The organism is Pseudomonas chlororaphis subsp. chlororaphis, assembly GCF_003945765.1.
In the GTDB taxonomy this organism is placed as follows: Bacteria; Pseudomonadota; Gammaproteobacteria; order Pseudomonadales; family Pseudomonadaceae; genus Aquipseudomonas; species Aquipseudomonas chlororaphis.
This window is the reverse complement of record NZ_CP027712.1, coordinates 5,759,560-5,785,802: the sequence shown is the minus strand read 5'-3', so window position 1 is coordinate 5,785,802 and position 26,243 is coordinate 5,759,560. Positions and strand designations below refer to the sequence as shown.

General features: G+C 65.0%; 22 protein-coding genes. 13 read left to right on the top strand and 9 right to left on the bottom strand.

Annotated features, from left to right (window positions below; translation table 11 throughout):
- Positions 1–41: 41 nt before the first annotated feature.
- From mksF to mksB, 3 genes are read right to left on the bottom strand one after another with little or no spacing between them, the layout of a single operon-like run.
- The gene (gene mksF / locus C4K27_RS26230; protein ID WP_007930131.1) at positions 42–2,885 is read right to left on the bottom strand and encodes an Mks condensin complex protein MksF; all 2,844 of its coding nucleotides are present in this window, start codon (positions 2,883–2,885) and stop codon (positions 42–44) included.
- The gene (mksE, locus tag C4K27_RS26225; protein ID WP_007930132.1) at positions 2,882–3,586 is read right to left on the bottom strand and encodes an Mks condensin complex protein MksE; all 705 of its coding nucleotides are present in this window, start codon (positions 3,584–3,586) and stop codon (positions 2,882–2,884) included. The genes mksF and mksE overlap by 4 nt, the downstream gene beginning before the upstream one ends.
- Positions 3,576–4,856, bottom strand: a complete 1,281-nt coding sequence (gene mksB / locus C4K27_RS26220; RefSeq protein WP_053262682.1) for an Mks condensin complex protein MksB — start codon at positions 4,854–4,856, stop codon at positions 3,576–3,578. Before mksB ends, mksE begins: the two co-directional genes overlap by 11 nt.
- Before the next feature lie 180 nt (positions 4,857–5,036).
- Between mksB and C4K27_RS26215 the strand changes: the two genes are divergently transcribed.
- Together C4K27_RS26215 and rimI are read left to right on the top strand one after the other, a co-directional pair.
- Positions 5,037–5,822 carry a hypothetical protein gene (locus tag C4K27_RS26215; RefSeq protein WP_053262659.1) on the top strand — a complete coding sequence of 262 codons (786 nt, stop codon included), beginning with the start codon at positions 5,037–5,039 and terminating at the stop codon, positions 5,820–5,822.
- Positions 5,815–6,267 (top strand): ribosomal protein S18-alanine N-acetyltransferase, encoded by a 453-nt coding sequence (rimI, locus tag C4K27_RS26210; RefSeq protein ID WP_009045633.1) that lies wholly within the window; start codon positions 5,815–5,817, stop codon positions 6,265–6,267. Before C4K27_RS26215 ends, rimI begins: the two co-directional genes overlap by 8 nt.
- 59 nt (positions 6,268–6,326) lie before the next feature.
- Here rimI and C4K27_RS26205 read toward each other — a convergent pair whose 3' ends face one another.
- Positions 6,327–6,722: a hypothetical protein gene (locus C4K27_RS26205; RefSeq protein ID WP_053262658.1), complete on the bottom strand. Its 396-nt coding sequence runs from the start codon at positions 6,720–6,722 to the stop codon at positions 6,327–6,329.
- Between the two features lie 150 nt (positions 6,723–6,872).
- Between C4K27_RS26205 and can the strand changes: the two genes are divergently transcribed.
- Positions 6,873–7,517, top strand: a complete 645-nt coding sequence (gene can, locus C4K27_RS26200; RefSeq protein ID WP_007930139.1) for a carbonate dehydratase — start codon at positions 6,873–6,875, stop codon at positions 7,515–7,517.
- A gap of 103 nt (positions 7,518–7,620) precedes the next feature.
- Here can and C4K27_RS26195 read toward each other — a convergent pair whose 3' ends face one another.
- The 3 genes from C4K27_RS26195 to C4K27_RS26185 form a co-directional block, all read right to left on the bottom strand.
- Positions 7,621–8,823: a hypothetical protein gene (locus C4K27_RS26195; RefSeq protein WP_009045631.1), complete on the bottom strand. Its 1,203-nt coding sequence runs from the start codon at positions 8,821–8,823 to the stop codon at positions 7,621–7,623.
- 133 nt (positions 8,824–8,956) lie between these two features.
- Positions 8,957–10,657, bottom strand: a complete 1,701-nt coding sequence (locus tag C4K27_RS26190) for an acid phosphatase (RefSeq protein ID WP_053262657.1) — start codon at positions 10,655–10,657, stop codon at positions 8,957–8,959.
- A gap of 271 nt (positions 10,658–10,928) precedes the next feature.
- Positions 10,929–12,347, bottom strand: a complete 1,419-nt coding sequence (locus tag C4K27_RS26185; RefSeq protein ID WP_007930148.1) for a short-chain fatty acid transporter — start codon at positions 12,345–12,347, stop codon at positions 10,929–10,931.
- 114 nt (positions 12,348–12,461) lie between these two features.
- Between C4K27_RS26185 and C4K27_RS26180 the strand changes: the two genes are divergently transcribed.
- Positions 12,462–12,695 (top strand): hypothetical protein, encoded by a 234-nt coding sequence (locus tag C4K27_RS26180; protein WP_007930149.1) that lies wholly within the window; start codon positions 12,462–12,464, stop codon positions 12,693–12,695.
- Positions 12,696–12,699: 4 nt separating this feature from the next.
- Complete coding sequence (locus C4K27_RS26175; protein ID WP_053262656.1) at positions 12,700–14,082, top strand: aminotransferase-like domain-containing protein; 1,383 nt, start codon at positions 12,700–12,702, stop codon at positions 14,080–14,082.
- On the opposite strand, the gene panB is transcribed toward C4K27_RS26175, so the two are convergent.
- Positions 14,070–14,885, bottom strand: coding sequence for a 3-methyl-2-oxobutanoate hydroxymethyltransferase (gene panB, locus C4K27_RS26170; RefSeq protein WP_053262655.1), 816 nt, complete (start codon positions 14,883–14,885; stop codon positions 14,070–14,072). The genes C4K27_RS26175 and panB overlap by 13 nt on opposite strands.
- Positions 14,886–15,055: 170 nt before the next feature.
- Here panB and C4K27_RS26165 point away from each other — a divergent pair, with 170 nt between their 5' ends.
- The 4 genes from C4K27_RS26165 (at position 15,056) to C4K27_RS26150 (ending at position 18,730) form a co-directional block, all read left to right on the top strand.
- Positions 15,056–16,378 carry an MFS transporter gene (locus C4K27_RS26165; RefSeq protein ID WP_053262654.1) on the top strand — a complete coding sequence of 441 codons (1,323 nt, stop codon included), beginning with the start codon at positions 15,056–15,058 and terminating at the stop codon, positions 16,376–16,378.
- 196 nt (positions 16,379–16,574) lie between these two features.
- Complete coding sequence (locus C4K27_RS26160) at positions 16,575–17,096, top strand: hypothetical protein (protein ID WP_238437401.1); 522 nt, start codon at positions 16,575–16,577, stop codon at positions 17,094–17,096.
- A gap of 62 nt (positions 17,097–17,158) precedes the next feature.
- Positions 17,159–17,707: a UDP-4-amino-4,6-dideoxy-N-acetyl-beta-L-altrosamine N-acetyltransferase gene (gene pseH / locus C4K27_RS26155; RefSeq protein ID WP_007930162.1), complete on the top strand. Its 549-nt coding sequence runs from the start codon at positions 17,159–17,161 to the stop codon at positions 17,705–17,707.
- A gap of 117 nt (positions 17,708–17,824) precedes the next feature.
- Entirely contained in the window at positions 17,825–18,730 is a 906-nt protein-coding gene (locus tag C4K27_RS26150; protein ID WP_007930163.1) for a cation diffusion facilitator family transporter, read from the top strand.
- A 127-nt stretch (positions 18,731–18,857) separates the two neighbouring features.
- Here C4K27_RS26150 and C4K27_RS26145 read toward each other — a convergent pair whose 3' ends face one another.
- Positions 18,858–19,532, bottom strand: coding sequence for a heavy metal response regulator transcription factor (locus C4K27_RS26145; RefSeq protein ID WP_007930804.1), 675 nt, complete (start codon positions 19,530–19,532; stop codon positions 18,858–18,860).
- Positions 19,533–19,964: 432 nt separating this feature from the next.
- Between C4K27_RS26145 and C4K27_RS26140 the strand changes: the two genes are divergently transcribed.
- From C4K27_RS26140 to C4K27_RS26130, 4 genes are read left to right on the top strand one after another with little or no spacing between them, the layout of a single operon-like run.
- Positions 19,965–21,230: a TolC family protein gene (locus C4K27_RS26140; RefSeq protein WP_053262653.1), complete on the top strand. Its 1,266-nt coding sequence runs from the start codon at positions 19,965–19,967 to the stop codon at positions 21,228–21,230.
- Complete coding sequence (locus C4K27_RS31325; RefSeq protein ID WP_155500345.1) at positions 21,227–21,385, top strand: hypothetical protein; 159 nt, start codon at positions 21,227–21,229, stop codon at positions 21,383–21,385. The genes C4K27_RS26140 and C4K27_RS31325 overlap by 4 nt, the downstream gene beginning before the upstream one ends.
- Before the next feature lie 51 nt (positions 21,386–21,436).
- Positions 21,437–22,669 carry an efflux RND transporter periplasmic adaptor subunit gene (locus C4K27_RS26135; protein ID WP_053262652.1) on the top strand — a complete coding sequence of 411 codons (1,233 nt, stop codon included), beginning with the start codon at positions 21,437–21,439 and terminating at the stop codon, positions 22,667–22,669.
- Positions 22,670–22,704: 35 nt separating this feature from the next.
- On the top strand, positions 22,705–25,869 hold the full coding sequence (locus C4K27_RS26130; protein ID WP_053262651.1) for an efflux RND transporter permease subunit: 3,165 nt from the start codon (positions 22,705–22,707) through the stop codon (positions 25,867–25,869).
- Positions 25,870–26,243: the final 374 nt, after the last annotated feature.

Here is a 26,243-nt window from a genome sequence, read left to right as displayed (position 1 = left end):
GATCGAAAGATCACGGCCTTTTTGTTTTACGGCTTTGGCGGTTACACCTCGTCCAGCTCCGCTTCGGCTTCTGGCTCGACGTTCAGGGTGGCCTTGACCTGATCGTGACGGCGGATGTACTTCCAGTCCGCCTCGTCGATGTAGATACCGTTCGGGCCGCTGCCGCCTTCCAGGTCGATGGCGACCTGGGCCGACACCTGCGGCTTCACACTGGCCAGGATCGGCACGAAGCCCAGTTGCAGGCTGGTTTCCAGCAGCGCTGCCTGGTTCTTCTCGTCGATGTCCGCAGCCTCGTCGAGGTAGTACGGCAGGCGGATGCGCCCGGCCTGCTCGCGGTCCATCAAGTGCAGCAACAGGTACATGTTGGTCAGCGCCTTGATGGTCATGGTGGTGCCGTTGGACGCCGCGCCATCGATATCGGTGTGGATCACCGGCTGGCCATTGACCTTGGTGATCTCGAACGCCAGCTCGAACAGGTCTTTCAGACCCAGTTGGTTATGGTTGGCCGCTACCAGGCGGGCCAGGTATTCCTTGGCCTCTTCGTTCTTGCTATCCTGTTCGGCGCTCTGGCTCAGGTCGAACACCGACAGGGTCTCGCCTTCTTCGTACTGGCCGGCGCTGTGGATGATCTGGTCGATGTGCTTGAGGGCTTCCTTGTTCGGCGCGAGCACGATGCGGAAGCTCTGCAGGTTGGACACCTGGCGTTTGTTGATCTCGCGGTTGAACAGCGCCAACTGATGCTCGAGGCTGTCGTAGTCGCTGCGGATGTTGCGCAGGGTCCGGGCGATATCGGTGACGGCCGCGCGACGCGCCTTGCCCAGGGTCAGGGCTTCGTCGGTGCGGTGCGCATAGGCGTTGATCAGCAGTTGCAGGCGACGCTCCATGTCGTCTTCGCTGTCGAACTTGGCCACGCCCTTGAGGCGCACCTGAGCGTACAGCGCCTCGATCTGGCCATCGACCCGCTGCAGGCCCTGCCAGCTGTCCTGATAGTCGTTGAGCAGGGGCAGCAGGTTGTCCATGGAGTCGTCCACCGGCTCCATGAACGGCGTGCCGAACGGCAGGTCCGCCGGCAACAGCTGGCGACGGCGCAGGGCGTCGTCGAGGGTGCGTTGCTTGGCTTCCATGTCGCCGATCTGCCGGCCCACGAGTTGCAGCTTGGCCGACAGCTGCTGGACGCGTTCGGTGAAGGCGTCGCTGGAACGCTTGAGTTCGTCCTGGGCGGCTTCCATCTGCGCCAGCTGTTCCAGCTTTTCGCCTTCCTCGGCGCTCAGGGTCTGCGCGCGGCGGAAATCTTCCAGGGCTTTCTGCGCATCCAGCACCTGCTGGTACAGCGCTTCGGTCTGGGTCTTGCTCGCGGCGCGGTCGGCGGCCACTGCGGCCTGGGTTTTCAGCTGCTTGAGTTCTTTGTCCAGGCGCTCTTTCTGGTCGCGCAATGCCGCGCGATCCGCCAGGGCCTGCAAGGCCGGCGGTTCGATGTGGGAAATGTCGATGGACAGCCCCGGCACTTCGAAGCGCTCGCCCTTGAAGCCATCGAGGATCAGCTCCACGGACTTGACCCAGTCGCCGTTCTCGTCCAAGGCAATGCCATGTTCGCCCAGCGGCAGGCTGAACAACTGGCTGTTGAACAGGCGCATCAGGCGCTCGACGTCCTGTTGCGAGAATTCCTCGCGCAGGCGCGCATAGCTGTTGTTGTCGGCGTTATCGAGCTGCTGCTTGACCGACTTCAGGCGTTTTTCCAGATCCCGCAGGCGCTCTTCCAGGTCCTCGGCGGAGAACTGCCGGGACTGGGCCAGGGCGCCGGCCAGTTCGTCGTGGGCATCCTTGGCCGCCAGCAGTTGCTGCTCCAGGACCTTGACATCGTCCACCAGGGCGAAACGATGCTTGAGCACCGAGAGCTCACCGAGCCAGCGCTGGGTGCCGGTGATTTCCCGCTCCAGGCGCATCATTTCCTGGGTGCTGCTGCGCTGGTCATTCTGCAGTGCGTCCTGCTCGTTGCGGTAGTGCTCGGCCTGGATGGTCAGCTCTTCCTTGCGCGCGCTGGCGTAGTCGGACCAGGTGCCCAGCAGCGAATCAAGCAGCGGCGACAGGCGATGCAGTTTGCCGCGCAGGATGTCGCGCTGTGTCACGCCGTTGGCCAGGGCTTCCACCAGGGGACCCGCGGCCACCAGCGAGTTGTAGTCCTGCTCCATGCGGCGCACGTCGCGGAAGGCGTCTTCGCAGGCGGCGATGTAGTCGACGCTGCCGGAACGCAGGCTGTGCTCGAAGGCATCGAGGAACAGCTGCTTGAGCTTGGCCGCGGTGATTTCGCGCATGTGCAGCAGGTTGATGAACAGCGCGCGGAAGGTCTTCAGGCTCTGCTCGCTGGTGGAGCGCAGCGGGATCAGGGTCAGGTCCAGCGGAATCGAGGTATGTCCGCCGACCAGCAGGCGACGCAGTTCGTCCGGCTTGAGTTCATAGGCCTTCAGGCCCTGGCGCTCGAGGTTGGTGAACAGCTCTTTCTGCCGCAGGCAAGTGTCGTCTTTCTGGTAGTGCGCCAGGTCCAGCGAGCCGGCATAGGCGAAGAACTGGTGACCGAAACTGCCGCCCGGACCGCGCCCGGCCACGCCGATCACATGCGGGCCATGGGGCAGGGACACTTCCACCAGGATGTAGCTGGTATCGGTAGCGAAGTAGAAACGCCGCGACTGTTCCAGGCTGTACTTGCCGAAGCTCATGTCCGACATGCGTGCCAGGATCGGGAATTGCAGAGCGTTGATCGAAGCGGACTTGCCCAGGTTGTTCGCGCCGTAGACCGACAGCGGCTCTTCCAGCGGGAACAGGCCCAGGCTGTAGCCGGCGGTGTTCAAAAGGGCAAAGCGGCGGATGCCGTAGCGTTCCTTGCTCATGCGTCGAGCTCCTGTTCTTCGGCAATGGCGCGGGCCAGTGCGTCTTCTTCACTTTCCGATTCGACGAATTCGCTGAGGTCCAGCGGGTCGTCGGTCTGCAGCAGTTTTTCGTCGCTGTCTTCGTCGATCAGCACCGGCGTCGGCAATGGCAGCACGCTGTGCAGGCTGGCGGCCAGGTCACGGTCCTGCTGCACCGACAGGCACACATCGAGGAAGCGGTGCATCGGCGGCAGGAAGCGGTAGATGCCCGGCTCCTCGCCGGCAAAACCCAGTTGGGTCATGCGGCGCATGATTTTTTCTTCCAGTTCTTCATGGGTCTGCACTTCGGCCTGGATGAACAGGTCGCGGTACTTCTCCAGCAAGGACGGCAGTTCGTCGCGGCCGAGGCTGCCGCCGTCGAGCACGGCGACCGGGTCGCGGCCCTGGTCAGCCAGGTGCTCCACCAGGATGAAGGTGAACAGCGCCAGGCGCTGGGCGGTCTTGTTCACCTGGGCGGCGGCGTTCTCCGGCACGAAGTAGTAGAAACCACGGGTGTCGCATACCAGTTCGAAGCCCAGGGCCTTGAACAGGGTGCGGTACTGGTCCTGGAAGTTCGACAGCTGGGAGTACAGCTCCGGGTCGCGGCGGCTGACGTGATAACCCTTGAACAGCTCGCGAAAGATCGGCGCCAGCTGGGACAGTTCGGAAAGATCAAGATGCATGTGGAGTGCTCGCAGAATTCTCGGTCACGTCATCGCGGGCCGAGAGCAGGGCGAAGGAGCGCAGGCTGACCTGGTGCTCGTGGGTGTGGTAGTCGCGGCGTTCCAGACGCTCGCGCTTGAAGCGTTTTTCCCGCGACAGACGGGAGAACCAGTACAGCAACTCGTCGGTGGCACCGTCCGGTTCCTGCTCCAGCAGCCAGGTCATCAGGTCCGGCATCGGCAGGGCGTCTTCGCAGCGGTCGAGCATCTCGCGGACCGTACGTGGCGCCCGTGGCGCATTGCCGCCCTTGTGGGTCTTGTGCGCCTTGGGGAAGCGCGTCGGCTTCGGCTCGAAGCTGGCCAGGGCATAGACATAGGCCTCGACCTGGCCGGAGCTGCCGAGGAAGGTGCTTTGCGGACGGGTGAACAGTGGCATGGCCGCTTGCGGCACGGCGTCGATGCCCTTGCGCCGGATGGCCGACAGGGCCAGGGCCGCGCCGCGGGTCACGGCGTTGTGCCGGCGGGCTTCTTCACGCAGCGGCAGCAGCAGTTCCCGGGCGTGACGCAGGGTCAGCTGGGCGCTGGTCTGCATTTCCAGGATCCGCGCGTGGGTGCGCAGCAGCATGTCGTCGTCCACCAGGTGGCCCAGGCGCTGCTGTTCGGTGAGCATGCGCAGCAGGACGTTCTCGACCTTGCGCACGCCTTGCTCGAAGGCGCCGTCGGCGTTCACCAGCTGGATCATCGGCTCGACGTATTCGTCCCAGGTGGCCAGTACCTCGGCGTATCGCTGGCGCAGGGGAATCTGCCGGTCGCTGGTCTTGGCCCGCTCGGCGACGGCCACCAGGGCCTGTTCGTCGTTGGCGAGCTTTTTCAATACATCGCGCACGCGCATGTCCAGCAACCGCAGCTGGCGGGCCAGGTCATGGCCGTCGCGGATGTCGAAGGCGTCCTGAATGTAACCGGCCAGGCGTTCGAGGTGGCGCAGGTAGGCTTCGATTTCCAGGCACAGGCCCAGGCGGTGCTCGCGCCGCAGGTAGGCGAGGAAGTCGTGGATCTGTGCGTTGAGCTCGAAACGGTTCGGGCTTTTCGCCACCGGAACCAGGATATCCAGGCGGATCCACACGTCCAGCAGGCTGGTAATGTCCTGTGGCGTACTGTCAATTTGCTGGGTGGCCAGCTGTGAACGCAGTTCGGCGAGGCTCAGGGTGCCTTGGTCGAAGTGCTCGCACAGTGGCTCCAGAAGTGCCCAGTGTTCGGCGAGGGCGCGCAACACGCGCTTGGGTTCGATCATCGGAATGGCCGGCTGGTTGGCAATGAAAAGCAGCGATTGTACTGCATCGGAAGGCTGACGATTCACCCCTCGGTCTTGTCATGGGCTGGACCGGTGTTTTTGTGACGAATCAACTGCGGGCGATCTTCGGCGAAGGACGGTAGAATCCCCCCACTTCAGTTATCCACAAGTGGCCGACCTTTGCTTATCGAGTCTCGCCGTCGCGCTTATCTGTCCGCCATGCAGGTGGTCAGCTGGCTGCCGCGCACCGAATTGCCCTTTGCGGCGCCGTCCCGTCCCGAGTTACTGGTGATTGCCGAGCCTGTGGTCGAGGCCCCGGCAGCCCCTGCACCTGTGGCCAAAACGGTTGCCGAGCCTGTGGCCAAGCCTGCCGAACGGCCGAAAATCGAAGTGCCGCGTCCCGCCGGCGCTGCCGTTCGTCCGGTCAGCAAGCCCGTGGTCGATGCCGAGGAGGCCCCGGCGCCGGTCAAGGCCCCGCCCGTGCCGCCACCGCGTTTCGCCCTGCAATTGCTGCGCGCCGGTCGTTGCCTGCTGCTGGTGGAGTTACCCACAGGCGAAGCCTTCCAGAGCCGCGACCCGGCCTATCTGCTGCTCAAGGACATGCTGCGCGCCGCTGGCCTGCCGGACAGCCCGCAGATCCTCGCCGAGCCGGTGCGCTGGCCGATGCTGACCCGCGGCAATCTCGACCAGGGGCCGGACGCGGCGCGGGATTTCGTCCAGGCCTTTGTCGGGGCGCGCGTCGAAGAAGAACCTTGTGTCTGCCTGTGGCTGATCGGCCTGCCGGCGGTGCGTTTCGCGGGCGAGGCTGATGCGCAGTCCTACAACCGTGAACTCCAGGTCGAAGGCCTGGGCTCGGCCTGGGCGCTGCCTGGGCTGGAACTATTAATGGAAGAGCCACAGCGTAAGGCTGATGTCTGGCAAGCCATGCGTCGGCTGATGGCGCGTTGGAAAAGTAGCAATGAGTGACGCTTTATCGTTCCGCCAGGCCACCGAGGCGGATCTGGATGCCATCCTGAAAATCGAATACGCGGCGTTCAGCCATCCCTGGACCCGCGGCATTTTCACCGATGCCCTGAAATCCTATGAAGTCTGGCTGATGTTCGAAGGCAGCCAGCAGGTCGGCCACGGGGTGATCCAGGTGATCATCGACGAAGCCCACCTGCTCAATATCACCGTCAAGCCGGAAAGCCAGGGCCGTGGCCTGGGCCTGCGCCTGCTGGAAGAATTGATGAAGCGCGCCTACCAGAAAGACGCGCGCGAATGCTTCCTAGAAGTGCGTTCCAGCAACCAGACCGCCTATCGGCTGTACGAGCGCTACGGTTTCAACGAGGTCGGCCGCCGCCGCGATTACTATCCGGCGACAGGCGGGCGCGAAGATGCGTTGGTGATGGCCTGCACCCTGGTCGATTGACGGCGTATCGAGCCGCTATCGCGGGCAAGCCTCGCTCCTACAGTTGTTAAAGGCAGGTATCAGCGTTTGCCATCCAGTGGGTCGCGCTGGGCCAGCTCGGCTTCGTCCAGGCCATTGCCGCCGCCGATATCGTCTTCATCGACAATGCTCAGGTCCCAGTCGGCCGGCTGGTCTTCACCGGCTTCATGGGCGGAGCGGGCGCCGTCTTCGCGGATCAGGTTTTCCGGGGTCAGCTCATCGTCGTTGGGCTCATCCTCGGCGTTGCCGGTCAGGCTGGAGCCATGGATGTGCCTGTGGGGAGTACGATGCTCCACAGGGCTGGAAGCAGGGTCGCCGACCCTGGCGCCGGGTTCTTCTTCATCGAAGTCCAGCTCTTCCATGGAACCCATGCGGTCTTCGTTGTCGTCGATGGGCTCGGGCTGAGGCGCGCCATAGGGACGTCGTGATTCAGTCATGACGGTTGCTCATACTTTTGGGCTTAAAGAGTGGACCCACCAGACCCGGCAAGATTCAAAGGGGTGGATAAGCGGTATCTGCATAGACGCGCGTGACCCCGATAGACAGTCGTCTGTCATAGCAACGCATCAATCCTGAGGTTTCACAGCATGAATGAACTACAAGACCTGATTGATAACAACGAGCGTTGGGCCGAAGCGATCAAGCAGGAAGATCCTGAATTCTTCTCCAAGCTGGCCCGCCAGCAGACGCCGGAATACCTGTGGATCGGCTGTTCGGACGCCCGTGTACCGGCCAACGAGATCGTCGGCATGCTTCCCGGGGATCTGTTCGTACACCGCAACGTGGCCAACGTGGTGCTGCACACCGACCTCAATTGCCTGTCGGTGATCCAGTACGCGGTGGACGTGCTCAAGGTCAAACACATCCTGGTCACCGGTCACTATGGCTGTGGTGGCGTGCGCGCCTCGATGCAGGATCGCCAGCTGGGCCTGATCGACGGCTGGCTGCGCTCGATTCGCGACCTGTACTACGAACATCGCGAAGTCCTGGGGCAACTGGCCACCGAGGAAGAGCGGGTCGACCGCCTCTGCGAGCTGAACGTGATCCAGCAAGTGGCCAACGTCGGCCACACCAGCATTGTGCAAAACGCCTGGCATCGCGGGCAGAGCCTGTCGATCCACGGTTGCATCTATGGCATCAAGGACGGTCGCTGGAAGAGCCTGAACGCCACCATCAGTGGTTTCGAGCAGCTGCCGCCGCAGTATCGCCTGCGTCCGGTCGGAGCGCTCTGAGGCGCTGAAAACCCATCGCGAGCAAGCTCGCTCCTACGGGCGATGTGCCGTTCTGTAGGAGCGAGCTTGCTCGCGATGGGATGTAGCCATTACCGCTTGTCCGTCAGATATGCGGCGGTGCTTCGGTACTCATCGACGGTGCTGGCGCCTTCAGCTGCTTCAGCTGGGTCTGCACCGGCGTGGTGGCGCACTTGGCCTGGGCCTGCTCCGGCGTCAGCTTACGGATCGAGGTGTAGAACAGGGCGCAGGTCTGCTCTTTGTTGGTCACCTGCCAGTTCTGCGTGCAGCTTTTGAGCTGCACTGTCGGGTCGCTGCCCGGCTTGCTGCCCATCCCGGCCTGCCAGCAGGCCGCGCTCAGATCCTGCCCCATCACCTTCAAACCGGCCGCGTCGGCCTTGGCCTCGTCGCCGTCGTAGTTCTCCGGATCCGCCGCGTACCAGATGTAACTCGGGTGGTTGGAGCCCAGCACCGGCACCTTCAGGCCCGCGCTCGGGCTGATCTGCGCCAGGCCCAGCACGTTCACGGTCGGGCCGTACTGCTGCTTGATCCAGTTACGCACCGGCGCGCCGAACGCCACCATTGGCAGGGCGGCGCCGCTGGCACTCTGGCTGATCTGTTTGACCATGGTGGTCTGGTAGTCCTGGAAGTAGCCGTAGACGCCTTCCAGGTCCTTGCCCGCGCTGGAGGGGGCGGCGATCGGTGCAATGTCGATGATGGTCTGGTAGCCCGGGGTCTGCTCGGCGGGAATGCCATTGGTGGTGAGCAGGGTGGCCCAGCGGTCGGTGGTGGCCGATTTCAGGTAGTCCTGGGCCTGAGTCAGCGAGTAGTCCGGCGGGAAGTGCAGCAACTCGACGCTCTTGCGGTTTTCCAGGGCCATGCCCAGGGGCAGGAACAGGTACCAGCTGTAGGTCCATTTGCCGTCGCTGTTGAGCTTGCTGGCGCCCTGGTAGGCCAGGTCGCCGGCATCCAGCAGGGCGGTCAGCGGCTTGCCATAGTCCTTCGGAACACCGCTGATGTTGGCGTACAGCTGGTTGTTGTCGGTCTTCACCTTGACCTTGGCGGTGCTGTAGCCATCGCGCTTCACGCTTTGGGTCAGGTAATGCTCGACGGTCTGTTCCAGCGTCCAGTTGCGAAAGCAGATCACGTTGCAGTTGTTGGGGTAGGAGAAGAGTTGGGTGACGCGCTGGGTGTTGCCCAGCTTCAGATCGACGTTGGCCTGGGCTGCGGTGCTCAGGGTCAGGCTACTTAGGGTCAGGCCGCCCAGGGTCAGGGCGGCGAGGGGGAGGGACAATCCTGCGAGTTTCATGCTTGGCTCCTTGTCAGCGTTGGCCTCGTCTGGGCGAGGTAAGTTCCGTACTGAAACAGTAGCGGGTGACAAGGAAAAGGGTGGATTTCTTTTGCACCCGCAAACGGCCGCCCGGGCGGCCGCTGCCGTCGGTTCAGGCCGGGAAGTGCAGGGCATTGCTCAGGTCGCCCATGGGCGCCTGCCCCCGGGCGATCATCGCCGCGTCCCGTTGCTTGAGGCCGTCGAGCGGTTCCAGCTGGAACACCCGGGTGATCAGCCGCAGGATCGACGCGGTGTCGTACACCGTATGGTCCACCGTGCCCTTGCGGGCGAACGGTGACACCACCAGCGCCGGGATGCGTGTCCCCGGCCCCCAGCGGTCGCCCTGGGGCGGGGCGACGTGGTCCCACCAGCCGCCGTTCTCATCGACCGTGACGATCACCACCATGTTCTGCCACTGCGGGCTTTCGCGCAGCACCTTCAGGGCGCGCACGATATGCCGGTCGCCCGCGGCCACATCGGCATAACCGGCGTGCATGTTGAGGTTGCCCTGGGGCTTGTAGAACGCCACCGGCGGCAACTTGCCGGCCTCGACATCGGCGAGGAAGCGGTTGCTGCTCGACTCATCGCCCAGGCCCGCATCGCGCAGGTGATGGTTGCGTTCGTTGGGATGCTCGGGACCGAACTGCGCGAAGTAGTTGAACGGCTGGTGGTGGTACTGGAAGTTGGGGATCTTCGGAATCCCCGCCGAATCCTTGTAGGCGTCCAGCGTGACCTGCCAGGCGCCGGCGTACCAGGCCCAGTCGATGTCCTTGCGCGAGAGCTTGTCGCCGATGGTGTCGTGGCGCTGCGGCACCAGCACATTGGGCAGGTCGGCCTTGGCATAGGCCGGGCGCTGCGGGTCGCGGATCCAGGTCGGCCAGTACGGCGGGGCCATGGTATTGACCGCGTAGCCGTCGGGGGTCAGCAGGCTCGGGCCGAATTGCGGCGGGCCGCTCATGGCGCTGGCCGGGGACTGCTCCAGCGGCTTGAGACGGGTGTCGAGCGGGTCGTCGCTCTGCAGGGTGGCGATCTGCGGCCTGGCCACCGAATTGGCCGCGTCCGGATAAAACGGCACGGCGGCGCTGATCAGGTACTGGTGGTTGAGAAACGAGCCGCCGAAGGTGCCCTGGAAGAAGTTGTCGCACAGCACGAACTCCCTGGCCACATCCCACAGGCGCAACCCGTAGCGGCTCTGGGCGTAATGACCCATGGGCAGGCCGCCGGCGTCGGCCCAGGCGACGAAACCATCGTTCTTGCCGCCGTTGATCTGCATCTGGTTCTGGTAGAACACGTGCCACAGGTCGCGGGTGACCAGGCCCAGGGGCAGGTCTTCGCCATCGGGGCCCTTGAGGGCGAAGGGCGCGTTGGGCAGGTGCTCCTGGTACTGGGTACCGACCGGGTAGGTCACGCCATCCAGGGCCTGGGGCCCGACCTGGGCGACGCCACCCCAGACCGGCGGCAGGGCCGGCAACAGGCTGCCGTCGCGGTCGCGTTGCTGATAGTCGGCGGGCTTGAGGGCCGAGAGCGGTTTTTCCAGGCCCGGGAAGTCGGCGAACAGGTTGTTGAAGCTGCGGTTCTCGGCATAGATCACCACCACGTTCTTCACGTTGTCGCGCAGCGCCCGGTCCAGCTCGGCCGGCGACAGCGGGCGCTCCACCGGCTTGCCCGGTGCCGGGTCGTTGTGGCCGCAGGCGCTGAGCGTCGCGCCGACACCCAGCACCGCCACGCCGCCGAGAAAACGCCGGCGGCTGGTGTCGGTGGGTGGCTCCGTGGCCTTGGAATGTTCTGGATCTTTCGAGTGTTCGTCGCTCATGCCGGGTCCCTGATTACCTTTCGATCAATTCGTAACAAAGTATTTCGGCTGCACGGTAGCAACCGAATATGACGGAAAGACTACAGAAAAGGCTCTGGGACGGGGCTTAGAAGATAGTAGGGGGAGGCTGGAAAGGATGTAGGGCTGCCTCTGCAGGAGCGTCCGGTCGACGCTCGATTGCCCGCGATGAGGGCATGGCGGGCACCCTCGGCCTGGCGGCCGATCGCGAGCAGACTCGCTCCTACAGGGGGAGCGAGCCGCTGGCAACAGATTACGGCGCCACGGGCGGCATATAGCTCAGCGTGGTGCCCAACGCCCACAGCAGCACCAGCACCAGCGGTGCGTGGACCAGCAACTGGACGAAGGAGAAGCCGATCAGGTCCCGCGCCTTGAGCCCCAGCACCCCCAGCAGCGGCAGCATGTAGAAGGGGTTGATCAGGTTCGGCAGTGCCTCGGCGGCGTTGTAGATCTGCACCGCCCAGCCCAGGTGGTATTGCAGGTCATTGGCCACCTGCATCACGTAGGGCGCCTCGATGATCCACTTGCCGCCGCCCGACGGAATGAAGAAGCCCAGCACCGCCGAGTAGACCCCCATCAGCAGCGCGTAGGTGTCGTGGGAGGCGATCTGCACGAAGAAGGTCGAGATATGGTGGGCCAGGGTCTGGCCGTCGACGCCCTTGACCACCGTCAGCAAGGCCGCGATGGAGCCGTACAGCGGGAACTGGATCAGCACCCCGGTGGTGGTCGGCACGGCGCGGGCCACCGCTTCGAGGAAGCTGCGCGGGCGCCAGTGCAGCAGCGCGCCGAGCATCAGGAACAGAAAGTTATAGGTGTTGAGCCCGGAAATCGCGGTGATCGCCGGCTTGGTGGCGAACTCATGGTAAAGCCAGCCGGCCGCCAGCAAGGCCAGCAGGATGGTCAGCAGCGGGCTGTATTCCAGCCACTCGCCGGGGCGGGTGCGCGGTTGTGGCTTGGGCATGCTGAAGCTCGGGTCGATGCCGCAGGCCTTGGCGTCGCGCGCCGAGTTCGGGCCGGGCGCGGTGGCGTAGGCGATGACCAGCGAGACCACGATCAAGGCCAGCAGCAACACGCCGGACTGCCAGAGAAAGATGGTCTGGGTGAACGGAATCACCCCGGTGATCGACAGGATCGACGGCGGCAGGCTGCCCGGGTTGGCCTGCAATTGCGCGGCCGATGACGACAGGCCCAGGGCCCAGACCGCGCCCAGGCCCAGGTAGGCCGCGGCCCCGGCGGCGCGGTAGTCCATGCGCAGCTCGGTACGCCGGGCCAGGGCGCGCACCAGCAAGCCGCCGAACACCAGGGACAGGCCCCAGTTGAGCAAGGAGGCGACCATGGAAATCAGCGCCACCCAGGCCACGGCGGAACGGCCGTTCTTCGGAATACGCGCCAGTTTGTCGATCAGCTTCACCGCCGGCGGCGAGCTGGCGACCACATAACCGCCGATGACCACGAAGGCCATCTGCATGGTGAAGGGGATCAGGCTCCAGAAACCGTCGCCGAAGGCCATGGCGGTGTCGGTGGGCTTGGCGCCCATGGCCATGGTGGCGAGGGCGACGATGATCACCGCCAGCGCGGCGAACACCCAGGAGTCGGGGAACCAGCGCTCGGCCCAGTTCGAGCAGCGCAGGGCAAAACGGGCGGAACGGCTGTCTTCAATGTCTGTGGACACGTCGATACCTCAAGTCTTTTTATGATTGTCAGGAGGTCGGTCGCCTCAGGCTGGGGCGATCGAGAACTGTGCAAGAATGCGGCAATTGGTAACCACTGCAAAGGATTGAAGTACATGCCATTCCCGCTCGAAGAACGCCAGGCGCTGCTCAAGCTCAAGGGTGTCGGCGAAACCGTGGTCGCCCGCCTCGAACAACTGGGTATCGACTCCCTCGCCCAACTGGCCCGGGCCAATGCCCTGGAGATCGTCACCCAGGCCTCGGCCCTGGTCGGCTCCAGCTGCTGGAAAAACAGCCCCCAGGCCCGCGCGGCGATCCAGGCGGCAATCGCCCTGGCCAAGGACGCTTGACGCGGTGAGCCGCGAAACGCCTTTCGCCTATCAGGCGGTCTACCGCTACCTGGTGGAGTGGCTGGACGGCGCCAGCGCGGCCGAGCAGCGCCTGCCGTCATTGCGCGCCCTGGCCCAGCGCCTCAAGGTCTCGGTTTCCACCACCAAGTACGCCTATGGCTTGCTCGAGGACGAAGGGCGGATCTACGCCCGGCCCAAGCAGGGCTACTTCAGCCGCCCCGTGCCGGCGCCAGGGCTGGCGCCGGATACGGACCTGCTGGACAGGGTCTATGCCTACGCCCGCCAGCCCGGAATGCTGGCGCTGTGCAGCGACGCTCCGGCGATGCTGCTGTCGCTGGACAATCCCCTGTTGACCGCCGAGCGCGAGCTGGTGCGCCAGTACCCGCGCTCCCAGGTGCCGCTGTACCAGCCGTTTGGCGAGGCGGAACTGCGCACGGCGCTGGCCGAGCGCTACACCCGCTCGACCACGGATTACTGGCAGGCCGAGCAGGTATTTCTCGGCACGGATTTGCGCGCGGTGCTGGCATTGTCGCTGGATGCCCTGGAGCTGAACGGCAGCGTCGCCCTGGTGGAGTCGCCTTGTTCCTGGGCGATCCTGCGGCAATTGCAGGCGGCGAAGATCCGCGTGATCGAGCTGCCGCTGGACGCCGCAGGACGCTTCGATCGCCAGCGCCTGCAGGAGGTGCTGCAACGCGAACCGGTGCGCCTGGCGCTGCTGTCTTCGACCCTGAGCGCGCCCCACGGCAGCCTGATGCCCGCGGCGGACAAACGGCAGCTGTGCCGCTGGCTGGGGGAGCGCGGCATCTGGCTGTTGGAAAATGACAGCTATGGCGAGTTCTGCTTTACACCGGCGCCGGCGCGGTATCGCGATTACGCCGATCCCGAGCGGCTGCTGGTGTTTTCCACCTTCGACAAAGTCATCGGTTCCGAGGCGCCCTTCAGCTATGTGCTGTGCCGTGGCCAGGGCGCGCGCTTGCAGCGGCACTTTCTCGAGCGCGCGTTCCGCCTGTCACCGATCCGCCAGAAGGCCGTGGCCAAACTGCTGGGCAGCGGCCGGGTCGATCAGCACCTGGTTCAGTTGCGCGGCCTGCTGCGCGAACGCATGGGCCAGCTGCAGGCGCTGCTGGCCGAACACGCCGCCGAGCAGTTGCGGGTGGTTACCCCGGCCGGGGGCGCGACCCTGTGGGCCGAGGCCACGCGCCCGGTGGATATGGCCCAGGTGTATGAGCAACTGCTGGGGCAGGGCATCGTCATCGCCCCGGGACAGATGTTCAGCCAGCAAGGCCTGTGGCGCCATCACCTGCGCCTGAGCGTCACCCTCGACTGGCGCCAGGACATCGCCGGTGCCGTGCAACGCCTGGCCCGGGCCATCGATCAGACGCCGTAGCAGTGCCGCGCCTCGGGGAAGCGGCCATCGCGCACCTCGGCGGCGAACCGCTCGCAGGCCTGGCTGATCAGCGCCCCGACATCGGCGTACTGTTTGACGAAGCGCGGCACCTGGGACCCGCCCAGGCCCAACAGGTCCTCGGTCACCAGCACCTGGCCGTCGCAGGCGGGGGAGGCGCCGATGCCGATGGTCGGCATCGCCGAGAAGTCGCTGATGCGCCGCGCGAGGTTTTCCGCCACCCCTTCCAGCAACAGGCTGAACGCCCCGGCCTCGAGATGGGCGCGGGCGTCGGCCTCGATGGCCTGGGCCGTGGCGTCGTTCAGGCCCTGGGCCTTGAAGCCGCCCATGACGTTCACGTACTGGGGCATCAGGCCGATATGGGCCATAACCGGAATCCCGCGCTGCACCAGGAACTCCACGGTTGGCGCCAGGGCCAGCCCGCCTTCGAGCTTGAGCGCGTCACAACCGGTGCGCGCCAGCACTTCGGCGCAATTGCGGTAGGCCTGTTGCGGCGATTCCTGGTAACTGCCGAACGGCATGTCGGCGATCACGCAGGCCAGCCGTGAACTGGCGACCACGGCGCGGGTGTGGCCGATGATCTCTTCCAGGCTCATGTCCAGGGTCGAGGTGCGGCCGTAGCCGACCATGGCCGTGGAGTCGCCGATCAGCACGAAATCGACGAACGGGTCCATCAGCTGCGCCATGTGGCTGGTGTAGGCGGTCAGGGAGACGATCTTCTGCTGGCCTTTCATGGCCACCAGTTGCGGCACGGTCAGGCGTTTGCTGCGGGTATGGATGCTCATGGCGGCTTTCCTGTTGCGGGTGGGAAAGTCGCCGATTATTGGCGTCCGCGGCGCCGATTCAATGCACAGGAAAAGCCTAAAAACCGACCCAGAAGGGTGTTGCGGTTGTCCCTCGCGGCGTTTGCGTAGACCATGGGCGCCTTGAATTGTGCCCAACACCGAGTGGCTTTATGTCCTTTTCCCCTGACGCGCGGCCGGCGCCGTTTTCCCGGTCCGACTACAAGACCCTGGGCCTGGCGGCACTGGGCGGCGCCCTGGAAATCTACGATTTCATCATCTTCGTGTTTTTCGCCCTGACCCTGAGCCAGCTGTTCTTCCCGCCGGAAATGCCCGAGTGGCTGCGGCTGTTGCAGAGCTTCGGGATCTTCGTCACCGGCTACCTGGCGCGGCCGCTGGGCGGCATTCTCATGGCGCACTTCGCCGACCGCCTGGGGCGCAAGAAGGTGTTCAGCCTGAGCATCCTGATGATGGCCCTGCCGTGCCTGCTGATCGGCATCATGCCGACCTACGCGCAGATCGGTTATTTCGCGCCGCTGTTGCTGCTGGCGCTGCGGGTGCTGCAAGGCGCGGCGGTGGGCGGTGAAGTGCCGAGCGCCTGGGTGTTCGTCGCCGAGCACGCACCGGCCGGCCATCGCGGTTATGCCCTGGGCTTTCTGCAGGCCGGGCTGACCTTCGGCTACCTGATCGGTGCGCTGACCGCGACCCTGCTGGCGCAACTCTTCACTCCGGCGGAAATCCTCGATCACGCCTGGCGTTACCCGTTCCTGCTCGGTGGGGTGTTCGGCGTGATTGGCGTCTGGCTGCGCCGCTGGCTCAGCGAAACCCCAGTGTTCATGGCCATGCAGGAACAGCGCGACAGCGCCGTCGAACTGCCGTTGCGCACCGTGCTGCGCGAGCATCGCCTGGCCCTGTTGCCGGCGGCGATTCTCACCTGCGTGTTGACCTCGGCGGTGGTGGTGTTCGTGGTCATCACCCCGACCATGATGCAGAAAACCTTCGGCATGAGCGCCAGCCACACCTTCGCCCTGAGCAGCCTGGGCATCGTGTTCCTGAATATCGGTTGCGTGCTGGCCGGGCTGATCGTCGACCGTATCGGCGCCTGGCGCACGGTGATGCTCTACAGCCTGCTGCTGCCGCTGGGCATTGGCCTGCTTTATGGCTGCCTGATCAGCGGCGGCGCCTGGGTCGGCCTGGCCTACGCCATCGCCGGCCTTGGCTGTGGCGTGGTGGGCGCAGTGCCGTCGGTGATGGTCGGTTTGTTCCCGGCGCGGATTCGCGTCTCCGGCATTTCCTTTACCTACAACATCGCCTACGCGCTGTGGGCGAGCACCACGCCTTTGCTGCTGATCGGCCTGATGCCCTGGAGCCCGTGGATCTGCGTGATCTATTGCGCGGTGATGGGCGCGGTCGGGGTGGTCAGCGCGGGGTACTTCGGTACGCGCATGCCGAGGCTGGCAGGCAGTGGGGCGCCTAGGGTCTGTGCCGGGTCCTGAGGCGCTTTCGCGCAGCAGAAAAATTCGCCCCCGCAAACGCCTGCAGGCGCCGGGGAACGCGGGCTAGAGCCTTCGCTGCCAGCCCGCGTGTTAGCCCGACCCATACCGCTGAAAGTTGTGCTTAGCCAAGGCCCATTTACCCGCTAATCTCTCGAAAAAAAACGCGCGGTCCACGCGCCAGTTTTCGGGAGCTGCCTTGATCCGGTCCGTCCTGCGTTCCCTGCGTGATTTCTCCACGCTGCCCCTGCTGCTGCAGGCGGCGTGGTTGTCCTTTGCCATTGGCTTGTTCATGACCCTGCTTCATCTGTGGATCTTCAACCTTGTCGACTATGGGCTGGACGGTGCCAACGTCGAATCCCTCAGCGGCAAGGTGCTGTATGCCGACCGTGGCGGGATGCTGATAGAGGACGCGGACAGTGGCGAATACACCCGGCTCAAGGTGGTTCGTGGCATCAGCTATCTGAACGTCGGCCATGACCAGATCCTGGGGCGCACGCTGAGCTTCACCCACCTGCGCGACGCGGTGCTGAGCTGCACCCTCGATGGCCAGGAGTTGTGCATCGCGCAATGCGCCAACGCCATGGAATGCCTGGACAGCCGCCGCGAGCGCGAGACGCCGCAGGGCATGTTGATCGTAGCGTTCGGCACCAGCCTGGTGTGCCTGGGCCTGCATGTGCTGCGCCGGCGCAAGCCCGCGTCGGGTAGCGGGATCTTTTGAATTGCCGCCGGGCACCGTTGCCCCTAGGCTGTGCGGCATCCGTTTCAGACCAGGAGCCCCGCATGCAGGTCGTGCCGATACTCGAGACTTGTGCACAGGTACAGGCGCGCGTGCGCGAGCTGCGCAACCAGCCGGACGTGCGCAAGTACATGTACACCTCCCACGAGATTTCCGAGGCCGAGCACCGTGCCTGGCTCGACTCGCTGGCGGGCAATCCGCGGCAGTCGGTGTTCGTGGTGCTGCAAGAGGGAATCGCCTGTGGCGTGGTGTCGCTGAACGCGATCAATGCCTTGCACAAGAGCGCCGACTGGGCCTTCTACCTGGACAGCGGCTTGCAGGGCAAGGGCCTGGGCAGCCAGCTGGAATTCTGGTTGCTCGACCATGCCTTCGGCGCGGCCGGCCTTGCGAAGCTCAACTGCGAGGTGCTGGCGCTGAACCAGGCGGTGATCCGCCTGCACCAGAAGTTCGGTTTCACCCTCGAGGGCGTGCGCCGGCAGAACGTCGAGAAGGACGGCCAGCGCATCGACGTGGTGCTGCTCGGCATTACCCGCGAGGAATGGGCCGCCCGGCGCCCGGATATGCTCGCGGTGATGGCGCGCCTGGGGCGCTGAAAGCCGTCACCCATAACCGCCAGATGGCAGCAGCATGACCATTGCGTCATTTTGCCGGGGCCGGCTGTCCGGGCCGGCTATCATCAGCCACGACGATTTCCACAGGTGGGGGCTTTCATGGGCGCAGGGCACAGTCACGGACAGGTTCGGGCCGGACACGAACGCAAGTTATGGATGGCCCTGGGGCTGACGGGCAGTTTCATGATCGCCGAGGTGATCGGCGCCTTTGTCACCGGCAGCCTGGCGCTGCTGTCCGATGCCGCCCATATGATGACCGACGCGCTGGCGCTGGCGATCTCCCTGGTGGCGATCCAGGTCGGCAAGCGCGCAGCCGATCGCAAGCGCACCTTCGGCTATGCGCGCTTCGAGATTCTCGCCGCGGCGTTCAACGCCCTCCTGTTGTTCGTGGTCGCCTTCTACATCCTGTTCGAGGCCTGGCAGCGCCTGTCTGCGCCGGCGGAAATCCAGTCCACGGGCATGCTGGTGATCGCGGTGCTGGGGCTGGTCGTCAACCTGATTTCCATGCGCCTGCTGGCCTCGGCGAGCGCCGAAAGCCTCAACGTCAAGGGTGCCTACCTGGAGGTGTGGAGCGACATGCTCGGCTCCATCGGCGTGATCGTCGCGGCATTGGTGATCATGTACACCGGCTGGGGCTGGGTCGATTCGCTGGTGGCGGCGGCCATCGGTTTCTGGGTGCTGCCGCGCACCTGGACATTGCTCAGGGAGAGCATGAACGTGCTGCTGCAAGGCGTGCCGGACGGCATCGATATCGATCAGGTCGAGCAGGGCATCCGCGCCATCGACGGGGTGACCGAGGTGCACGACTTGCACCTGTGGGCCCTGACCAGCGGCAAGAACGTGATGAGCACGCATCTGGTGGCCGACCTGGGGCGGCGCAGCGAGCAGCAGATCCTCGCCGAGGTCACCGAACTGATGCACGAGCGCTTCGATATCTCCCATGTGACGGTCCAGGTCGAACAGGCCGGCTTTCACGAACAGGGGCACGAAGAGCACGTACATTAATCACCTGTAGTCCCTGTAGCCGCTGCCGAGCCCGCGAGGCTGCGATCGACCGCGAAGCGGGCGCCGCTCTTGGGCGCGCCGGAGGTCCTTCGGACCTATCGCAGCCTGCGGCAGCGGCTACAGCGCTTCAGTCGCGCTCTTCGAGCACGTAGCCGACGCCGCGCAGGGTGTGGATCAGTTTGCTTTCGAACGGGTCGTCGATCTTGGCCCGCAGGCGGCGGATCGATACTTCCACCACATTGGTGTCGCAATCGAAGTTCATGTCCCACACGAACGAGATGATCTGGGTCCGCGACAGCACCACGCCGCTCTGGCGCATCAGCAGGTGCAGCAGGGCGAACTCCTTGGTGGTCAGGTCGATGCGCTGTTTGCCGCGAAACGCCCGGTGGCGGCCCTGGTCCAGCTCCAGGTCGGCCACCCGCAGCACATCGGGGGTCGGCGACTGCTCGCTGCGCCGCAACAGGCTGCGCACCCGCGCCAGCAGCTCGGGGAATTCGAACGGCTTGACCAGGTAATCGTCGGCGCCCAGGTCCAGGCCCTTGATCCGGTCCACCAGCCGCCCCTGGGCGGTGAGCATCATGATCCGCGTATTGCTGTTCTGGCGAATGCGCTGCAGCACCCCCCAGCCGTCCAGCTCCGGCAGATTGACGTCGAGAATCACCAGGTCGTAGGCGTGCTGGCGGGTCAGGTGCAGGCCGTCGGCGCCGTTATTGGCGCAATCGACGACGTAGCCGCTTTCGCTCAATCCCTGATGCAAGTAGTCGGCGGTTTTCGGTTCATCCTCGATCACCAGAATGCGCATGCTGAATTAGCCTCGGTGTTTAATGCAGTGGGGCAGTCCCATAACTTCGTTGAAAGTAACGGGCTGGATGATTCAACTTTCAAAGTTGTGGATTTCAAGGTTATTAATTTAAAGGTTCTGAATTTAAAAGCTTCGAAGTGTCGTGCGGGGAGAAGTTGTTTCTCTATATTTCAAGTTGTGGATTTATTGAGCTTGCTCTCGGGTCGATGGCCGGGATGTTAATGCATAAGCCCGTGGCAGAGCGTTTGCTAACGGATTTGTAATCTTTGCGCCACCCTGTCGATAAGTACCGAAGGCTACATTTGGCCGGCACTAAATACTCACCTGTTAGTTGTTTTATGGGTGGAGTGTGGATGCGTCGTGCCGGTTCAACTTCCTCGCACCGCAGAGCCTCCGCCGTCACTCTGTATCGGTAAGGGGCCAGAACGCGTTATGCCAACCCTCATTAAAAAACTTGCCTGGATAGTCGGGGCATTGTCCGGCGTCCTGTTGTTGGCCAGTGCCGCGCTGCAGGACGCCGCGGCGGCCGAGAGCCGGGTGCTGAGCCTCGACAACGCCCTGGCCAGTGCCTTTGCCAACAACCCCGAACTGGCGGCGGCGCGCTGGGAAATCGACATCGCCCAGGGGGGCCGCCAGCAGGCCGGGCTGATCCCCAATCCGGTGTTGTCCTGGGACGCCGAAGACACCCGCCGCAGCTCGCGAACCACCACCGTCAAACTCAGCCAGACCCTGGAGCTGGGCGGCAAGCGCGGCGCGCGCATCGATGTCGCCAGCCGTGCCCAGGACGCCGCGGCACTGGAGCTGGAACGCCAGCGCAACCAGCTGCGCGCCGATGTGATCGCGGCCTTCTACGGCGCCTTGCGCGCCCAGGAGCGCAGCGATCTGGCCGGCCGCTCCCTGGCCCTGGCCGAGCGCGGGCTGACGGTGGCCAAGGGGCGGGTCAGCGCGGGCAAGGCCTCGCCCGTGGAGGCCACCCGCGCTCAGGTCCAGCTCTCGGAAGTCCGCCTGGAGCTGAGCCGCGCCGAGATGGATCGGGCCAACGCCTATCGCCAGTTGGCGACCGTGACCGGGGCCGCCACCACCGACTTCAGCGCCGTCGCGGAGCCGGCCAGCGGGCTGCCCTCGCTGCCGCCTTCGGCGCAATTGCTGGCGCGCTTGCAACAGACCACTGAACTGCGCCTGGCCGAAATGCAGGTGGTGCAGCGCGAAGCCTCCCTGGGGCTGGAAAAGGCCCAGCGCATTCCCGACCTCGATATCAGCGTGGGCAGCCAGTACGACGCCAGCGTGCGCGAGCGGGTCAACCTGGTCGGGGTGTCGATGCCGATTCCGCTGTTCAACCGCAACCAGGGCAACGTCCTGTCGGCGGCGCGGCGCGCCGATCAGGCCCGGGATCTGCGCAACGCCGCGGAGCTGCGCCTGCGCACTGAAACCCGTCAGGCCCTGGATCAGTGGAGCACCGCCAGCAACGAAGTGCAGTCGTTCAACCAGGTGATCCTGCCAGCCGCGCAAAACGCCGTGGACACCGCGACCCGTGGCTTCGAGATGGGCAAGTTCAACTTCATCGAGGTGCTCGACGCCCAGCGCACGCTGATCAGCGCCCGCACCCAGTACATCGCCGCCGTGGCCCAGTCCACCGACGCCTGGGTGCGCATCGAGCGCATCTACGGCGATCTCGCCGGCCCCGATCGCACGCTGTGAGAACCGCGTTGTTCGTCCTGTTGGGCCTGGGCGCGCTGCTGGTCACCGATTGCAGCGTCCCGCTGCCGAGCCGGGTCGAGGAGGGCGCGTCCCATTGGTGCCTGCATGAGCTGCATCGGGCGCTCGGCGATTTCTTTTTTCCACAGACCTCATGACGCGTCGCTGTTGCCGGTTGGCGCGTCGAGTCGATTTTTTCAGGAGCATGCATGGACAAGAAACGAAGCACAGCCTTGGCGTTGGCCGTGGCGATCGCGCTCGGCGTGGCCGGGTTGATGTGGCAGGAGCTGTTCCAGGCGGCGCCGGTGGCCGCGCAGGCGAAACCCGCGGCCAAGGCGGACACGCACAAGGACGGCGAGGCGCATCGGGAAGGCGATGAGGGGCAAGCGGAAGGTGAGGGACATGCCGAGGAAGAGGGCAAGGTCGAGCTCAGTGCCGAGCAGATCAAGGCCGCGGACATCCAGCTGGCCGAGGCCGCACCGCGCAATCTCAGCAGCTTGCTGACGCTGCCGGGGGAGATCCGCTTCGACGAGGACCGCACCTCGCACATCGTGCCGCGCGCGGCCGGGGTGGTGGAGTCGGTGGCGGTCAATCTCGGCCAGACGGTGAAGAAGGGCGAGCTGCTGGCGGTGATCGCCAGCCAGCAGATCTCCGACCAGCGCAGCGAACTGGCCGCCGCCGAGCGCCGGGTCGAGCTGGCGCGCACCACCTTCCAGCGCGAGCGCCAGTTGTGGGTCGACCAGATCTCCGCCGAGCAGGATTACCTGCTGGCGCGCCAGACCCTGCAGGAAGCCGAAATCGCCCTGAACAATGCCCGGCAAAAGATGAACGCCCTGAGTGGCAGCTCGGTGCTGGCGGGCGGCAACCGCTATGAGATGCGTGCGCCGTTCGACGGCGTGGTGGTGGAAAAACACCTGAGCGTCGGCGAGGTGGTGGGCGAGACCAGCGCCGCCTTCACCCTGTCCGACCTGTCCCGGGTCTGGGTCACCTTCGGCGTGTTTCCCAAGGACTTGAACAAGGTCCGGGTCGGCAAGCCGGTCCGGGTGCAGTCCACCGAGCTGGGCACCCAGGTGCAGGGCACGGTGGCCTATGTCGGCAGCCTGCTGGGCGAGCAGACCCGGACCGCCACGGTGCGGGTCACCGTACCCAACCCGGACGATGTCTGGCGGCCGGGGCTGTTCGTCTCGGTGCAGGTGGCGACCGACACCTACCAGGCCGGGGTAACCGTGCCGCAGAGCGCGGTCCAGACCGTGGAAGACAAGCCTGCGGTGTTCGTGCGCGTCGCCGACGGTTTCCAGGCCACCCCCGTGGTGCTGGGCGGCAGCGAAGGCGGCTTCGTCGAGATCCGCGAAGGCTTGCGCGCCGGGGCCCAGGTGGCGACCACCGGCAGCTTCATCCTCAAGTCCGAACTGGGCAAGGGCTCGGCCGAGCACGGCCATTGATCCGCACTGAGTGTTTCCCTGGAGAGTGACTTCCCATGTTTGAACGCATCATTCAATTCGCCATCGAGCAGCGCATCATCGTGCTGCTGGCGGTGCTGCTGATGGCCGCCGTGGGTATCGGCAGCTACCAGAAACTGCCGATCGACGCGGTGCCGGACATCACCAACGTCCAGGTCCAGGTCAACGCCAGCATGCCCGGCTACTCGCCGCTGGAAACCGAGCAGCGCATCACCTACCCGGTGGAAGTGGCCATGGCCGGCCTGCCGGGCCTGGAGCAGACCCGTTCGACTTCGCGCTCGGGCCTGTCCCAGGTGACGGTGATCTTCAAGGAAGGCACCGACCTGTACTTCGCCCGGCAACTGGTCAACGAGCGCCTGCAGGTGGCCCGCGAACAGCTGCCCGAAGGCGTGGAGGCGAGCATGGGGCCGATCTCCACCGGCCTCGGCGAGATCTTCTTCTGGACGGTGGAAGCCGAGCCCGGCGCGCTCAAGGACGACGGCACGGCCTATACGCCGACCGACCTGCGGGTGATCCAGGACTGGGTCATCGCCCCGCAACTGCGCAACGTGCCGGGGGTGGCCGAGATCAACACCATCGGCGGTTTCGCCAAGCTCTATCAGATCGCTCCGGACCCCAGGCGCCTGGCGGCCTACAACCTGACCCTGAGCGACCTGATGACCGCCCTGGAGCGCAACAACGCCAACGTCGGTGCCGGCTATATCGAGCGCAACGGCCAGCAGTTGCTGATCCGCGCGCCGGGGCAGGTGAAGTCCATCGAGGACATCGCCAACATCGTGATCAACACCGTGGACGGCACGCCGATCCGCGTCAGCAACGTGGCCACCGTGGACATCGGTCGTGAGCTGCGCACCGGCGCGGCCACCGAGAACGGCCGCGAAGTGGTGCTCGGCACGGTGTTCATGCTGGTGGGGGAAAACAGCCGCACAGTGTCCCGGGTGGTGGCGGAAAAACTCGCCGAGATCAATCGCTCGCTGCCCAAGGGCGTGACCGCAGTCACTGTGTACGACCGCACCAACCTGGTGGACAAGGCCGTGGCCACGGTGAAGAAAAACCTCATCGAAGGCGCGCTGCTGGTCATCGCCATTCTGTTCCTGTTCCTGGGCAATATCCGCGCCGCGCTGATCACCGCCATGGTGATCCCGCTGGCCATGTTGTTCACTTTCACTGGCATGTTCACCAACAAGGTCAGCGCCAACCTGATGAGCCTCGGCGCGCTGGACTTCGGCATCATCGTCGACGGCGCGGTGGTCATCGTCGAGAACGCCATCCGCCGCCTGGCCCATGCCCAGCAGCATCACGGGCGCATGCTCACTCGTTCCGAGCGCCTGCACGAAGTCTTCGCCGCGGCCAAGGAAGCGCGACGGGCGCTGATCTACGGGCAACTGATCATCATGGTGGTGTACCTGCCGATCTTTGCCCTGTCCGGGGTGGCCGGGAAGATGTTCCACCCGATGGCCTTCACCGTGGTGATAGCCCTTCTGGGGGCGATGATCCTCTCGGTGACGTTCGTCCCGGCGGCGATCGCGCTGTTCGTCACCGGCAAGGTCAAGGAGGAAGAAAACTTCGTCATGCGCGGCGCCCGCCGGGGCTACGAGCCGGTGCTGCGCTGGGTGATGAGCCACTGTTCCCTGGCCTTTGCCCTGGCCGTTCTCAGCGTGCTGGTCTCGGGCCTGGTGGCCAGTCGCATGGGCAGTGAATTCATCCCCAGCCTCAGCGAAGGCGACTTCGCCCAGCAGGCGATGCGTGTGCCCGACGCCAGCCTCACTCAGTCGGTGGAAATGCAGAAGACCCTGGAGAAAACCCTGCTGGCTCAGATCCCGGAAATCGAGCGGGTGTTCGCCCGTACCGGCACCGCCGAGATCGCTTCGGATGTGATGCCGCCGAACATTTCCGATGCCTACCTGATGCTCAAGCCCAAAGCGCAATGGCCAGACCCGGGCAAGTCGCGCGAGGCGATCATTGCCGATATCGAACGGGTCAGCAACAGCCTGCCGGGCAACGTCTACGAGCTGTCGCAACCGATCCAGCTGCGCTTCAACGAGCTGATTTCCGGGGTGCGCAGCGATGTCGCGGTGAAGGTCTTCGGCGATGACATGGAGGTGCTGAACAAGACCGCCGAAGAGATTTCGCAGACCTTGCAGAAGATTGACGGCGCCGCCGAGGTGAAGGTGCAGCAGACCACCGGCTTACCGGTGCTGACGGTGAATGTCGACCGCGACAAGGCCGCGCGTTTCGGCCTCAACGTCGGCGATGTGCAGGACGCCGTGGCGATTGCCGTGGGCGGGCGCAAGGCGGGCATTTTGTATGAGGGCGACCGGCGCTTCGACATGCTGGTGCGCATGTCCGATGCCCAGCGCACCGATATCGACGGGCTGTCGCGCCTGCTGATTCCGGTGGCGGCGGCCGCGGGCAGCGTCAACGGGCAACTGGGTTTCATCGCCCTCTCGGAAGTCGCCAGCGTCGACCTGGTGCTCGGCCCGGCGCAGGTCAGCCGCGAGAACGGCAAGCGCCTGGTGATCGTCAGCGCCAACGTGCGCGGGCGCGACATGGGTTCCTTCGTCGAAGAGGCGACCCGGGCCATTGGCGATCAGGTGCAGATCCCGACCGGCTACTGGATCACCTGGGGCGGCCAGTTCGAACAGTTGCAGGAAGCCTCCAAGCGCCTGGAGATCGTGGTGCCGGTGGCGCTGCTGCTGGTGTTCGGCCTGCTATTCATGATGTTCAACAACCTCAAGGATGGGTTGCTGGTGTTTACCGGGATTCCCTTCGCTCTGACCGGGGGGATCATGGCCCTGTGGCTGCGCGATATCCCGCTGTCGATCTCGGCGGGGGTGGGCTTCATCGCGCTGTCGGGGGTGGCGGTGCTCAACGGCCTGGTGATGATCGCCTTTATCCGCAACCTGCGCGAAGAAGGGCGGATGCTCGCCGCGGCAGTCAACGAAGGCGCGCTGACCCGCCTGCGCCCGGTGCTGATGACCGCGCTGGTGGCGTCGCTGGGGTTCATCCCCATGGCCCTGGCCACCGGCACCGGCGCCGAAGTGCAACGGCCGCTGGCCACCGTGGTCATCGGCGGCATCATCTCCTCCACCGCCCTGACCCTGCTGGTGCTGCCGGCGCTGTACCACTGGGCGCACCGCAAGGAAGAAGAACAGGAACTGCAGGACCTGCTAAACGACTGACCCGCGACCGGCGTCAACCAACCCCGCCTGCGTCATGCGCACGTGGGGTTTTGTTTATCCAGAGAGCACACCCTGTAGCCGCTGCCGCAGGCTGCGATGGTCCGGGCCACGCTGGTCGCAGGACCTCCTGCGATTTCAAGAACGGCGCCTGCTTCGCAGTCGATCGCAGCCTCGCGGGCTCGGCAGCGGCTACAGGGGGGCGTGGGGGCAAAAAAAAGCGCCCCATGCGGGACGCTAAAAATTCATCTCTTTCCAAAGGAGCATTCGAAAAAACGCTTCAGAGATGAATGTGCTCGGGGTGGGCCGGCGTCAGCGGGAGGCAGTGCATGCCTGGGGCCCTGCGGTTCTGTGAGGGGCGGCGCCGGTTGCGCCGT

Coding starts and splice junctions, on each gene's coding strand:
- mksF (WP_007930131.1), bottom strand. CDS start 2,885: ATGAGCAAGGAACGCTACGGCATCCGCCGCTTTGCCCTTTTGAACACC.
- mksE (WP_007930132.1), bottom strand. CDS start 3,586: ATGCATCTTGATCTTTCCGAACTGTCCCAGCTGGCGCCGATCTTTCGC.
- mksB (WP_053262682.1), bottom strand. CDS start 4,856: ATGATCGAACCCAAGCGCGTGTTGCGCGCCCTCGCCGAACACTGGGCA.
- rimI (WP_009045633.1), top strand. CDS start 5,815: ATGAGTGACGCTTTATCGTTCCGCCAGGCCACCGAGGCGGATCTGGAT.
- C4K27_RS26205 (WP_053262658.1), bottom strand. CDS start 6,722: ATGACTGAATCACGACGTCCCTATGGCGCGCCTCAGCCCGAGCCCATC.
- can (WP_007930139.1), top strand. CDS start 6,873: ATGAATGAACTACAAGACCTGATTGATAACAACGAGCGTTGGGCCGAA.
- C4K27_RS26195 (WP_009045631.1), bottom strand. CDS start 8,823: ATGAAACTCGCAGGATTGTCCCTCCCCCTCGCCGCCCTGACCCTGGGC.
- C4K27_RS26190 (WP_053262657.1), bottom strand. CDS start 10,657: ATGAGCGACGAACACTCGAAAGATCCAGAACATTCCAAGGCCACGGAG.
- C4K27_RS26180 (WP_007930149.1), top strand. CDS start 12,462: ATGCCATTCCCGCTCGAAGAACGCCAGGCGCTGCTCAAGCTCAAGGGT.
- panB (WP_053262655.1), bottom strand. CDS start 14,885: ATGAGCATCCATACCCGCAGCAAACGCCTGACCGTGCCGCAACTGGTG.
- C4K27_RS26165 (WP_053262654.1), top strand. CDS start 15,056: ATGTCCTTTTCCCCTGACGCGCGGCCGGCGCCGTTTTCCCGGTCCGAC.
- pseH (WP_007930162.1), top strand. CDS start 17,159: ATGCAGGTCGTGCCGATACTCGAGACTTGTGCACAGGTACAGGCGCGC.
- C4K27_RS26150 (WP_007930163.1), top strand. CDS start 17,825: ATGGGCGCAGGGCACAGTCACGGACAGGTTCGGGCCGGACACGAACGC.
- C4K27_RS26145 (WP_007930804.1), bottom strand. CDS start 19,532: ATGCGCATTCTGGTGATCGAGGATGAACCGAAAACCGCCGACTACTTG.
- C4K27_RS26140 (WP_053262653.1), top strand. CDS start 19,965: ATGCCAACCCTCATTAAAAAACTTGCCTGGATAGTCGGGGCATTGTCC.
- C4K27_RS26135 (WP_053262652.1), top strand. CDS start 21,437: ATGGACAAGAAACGAAGCACAGCCTTGGCGTTGGCCGTGGCGATCGCG.
- C4K27_RS26130 (WP_053262651.1), top strand. CDS start 22,705: ATGTTTGAACGCATCATTCAATTCGCCATCGAGCAGCGCATCATCGTG.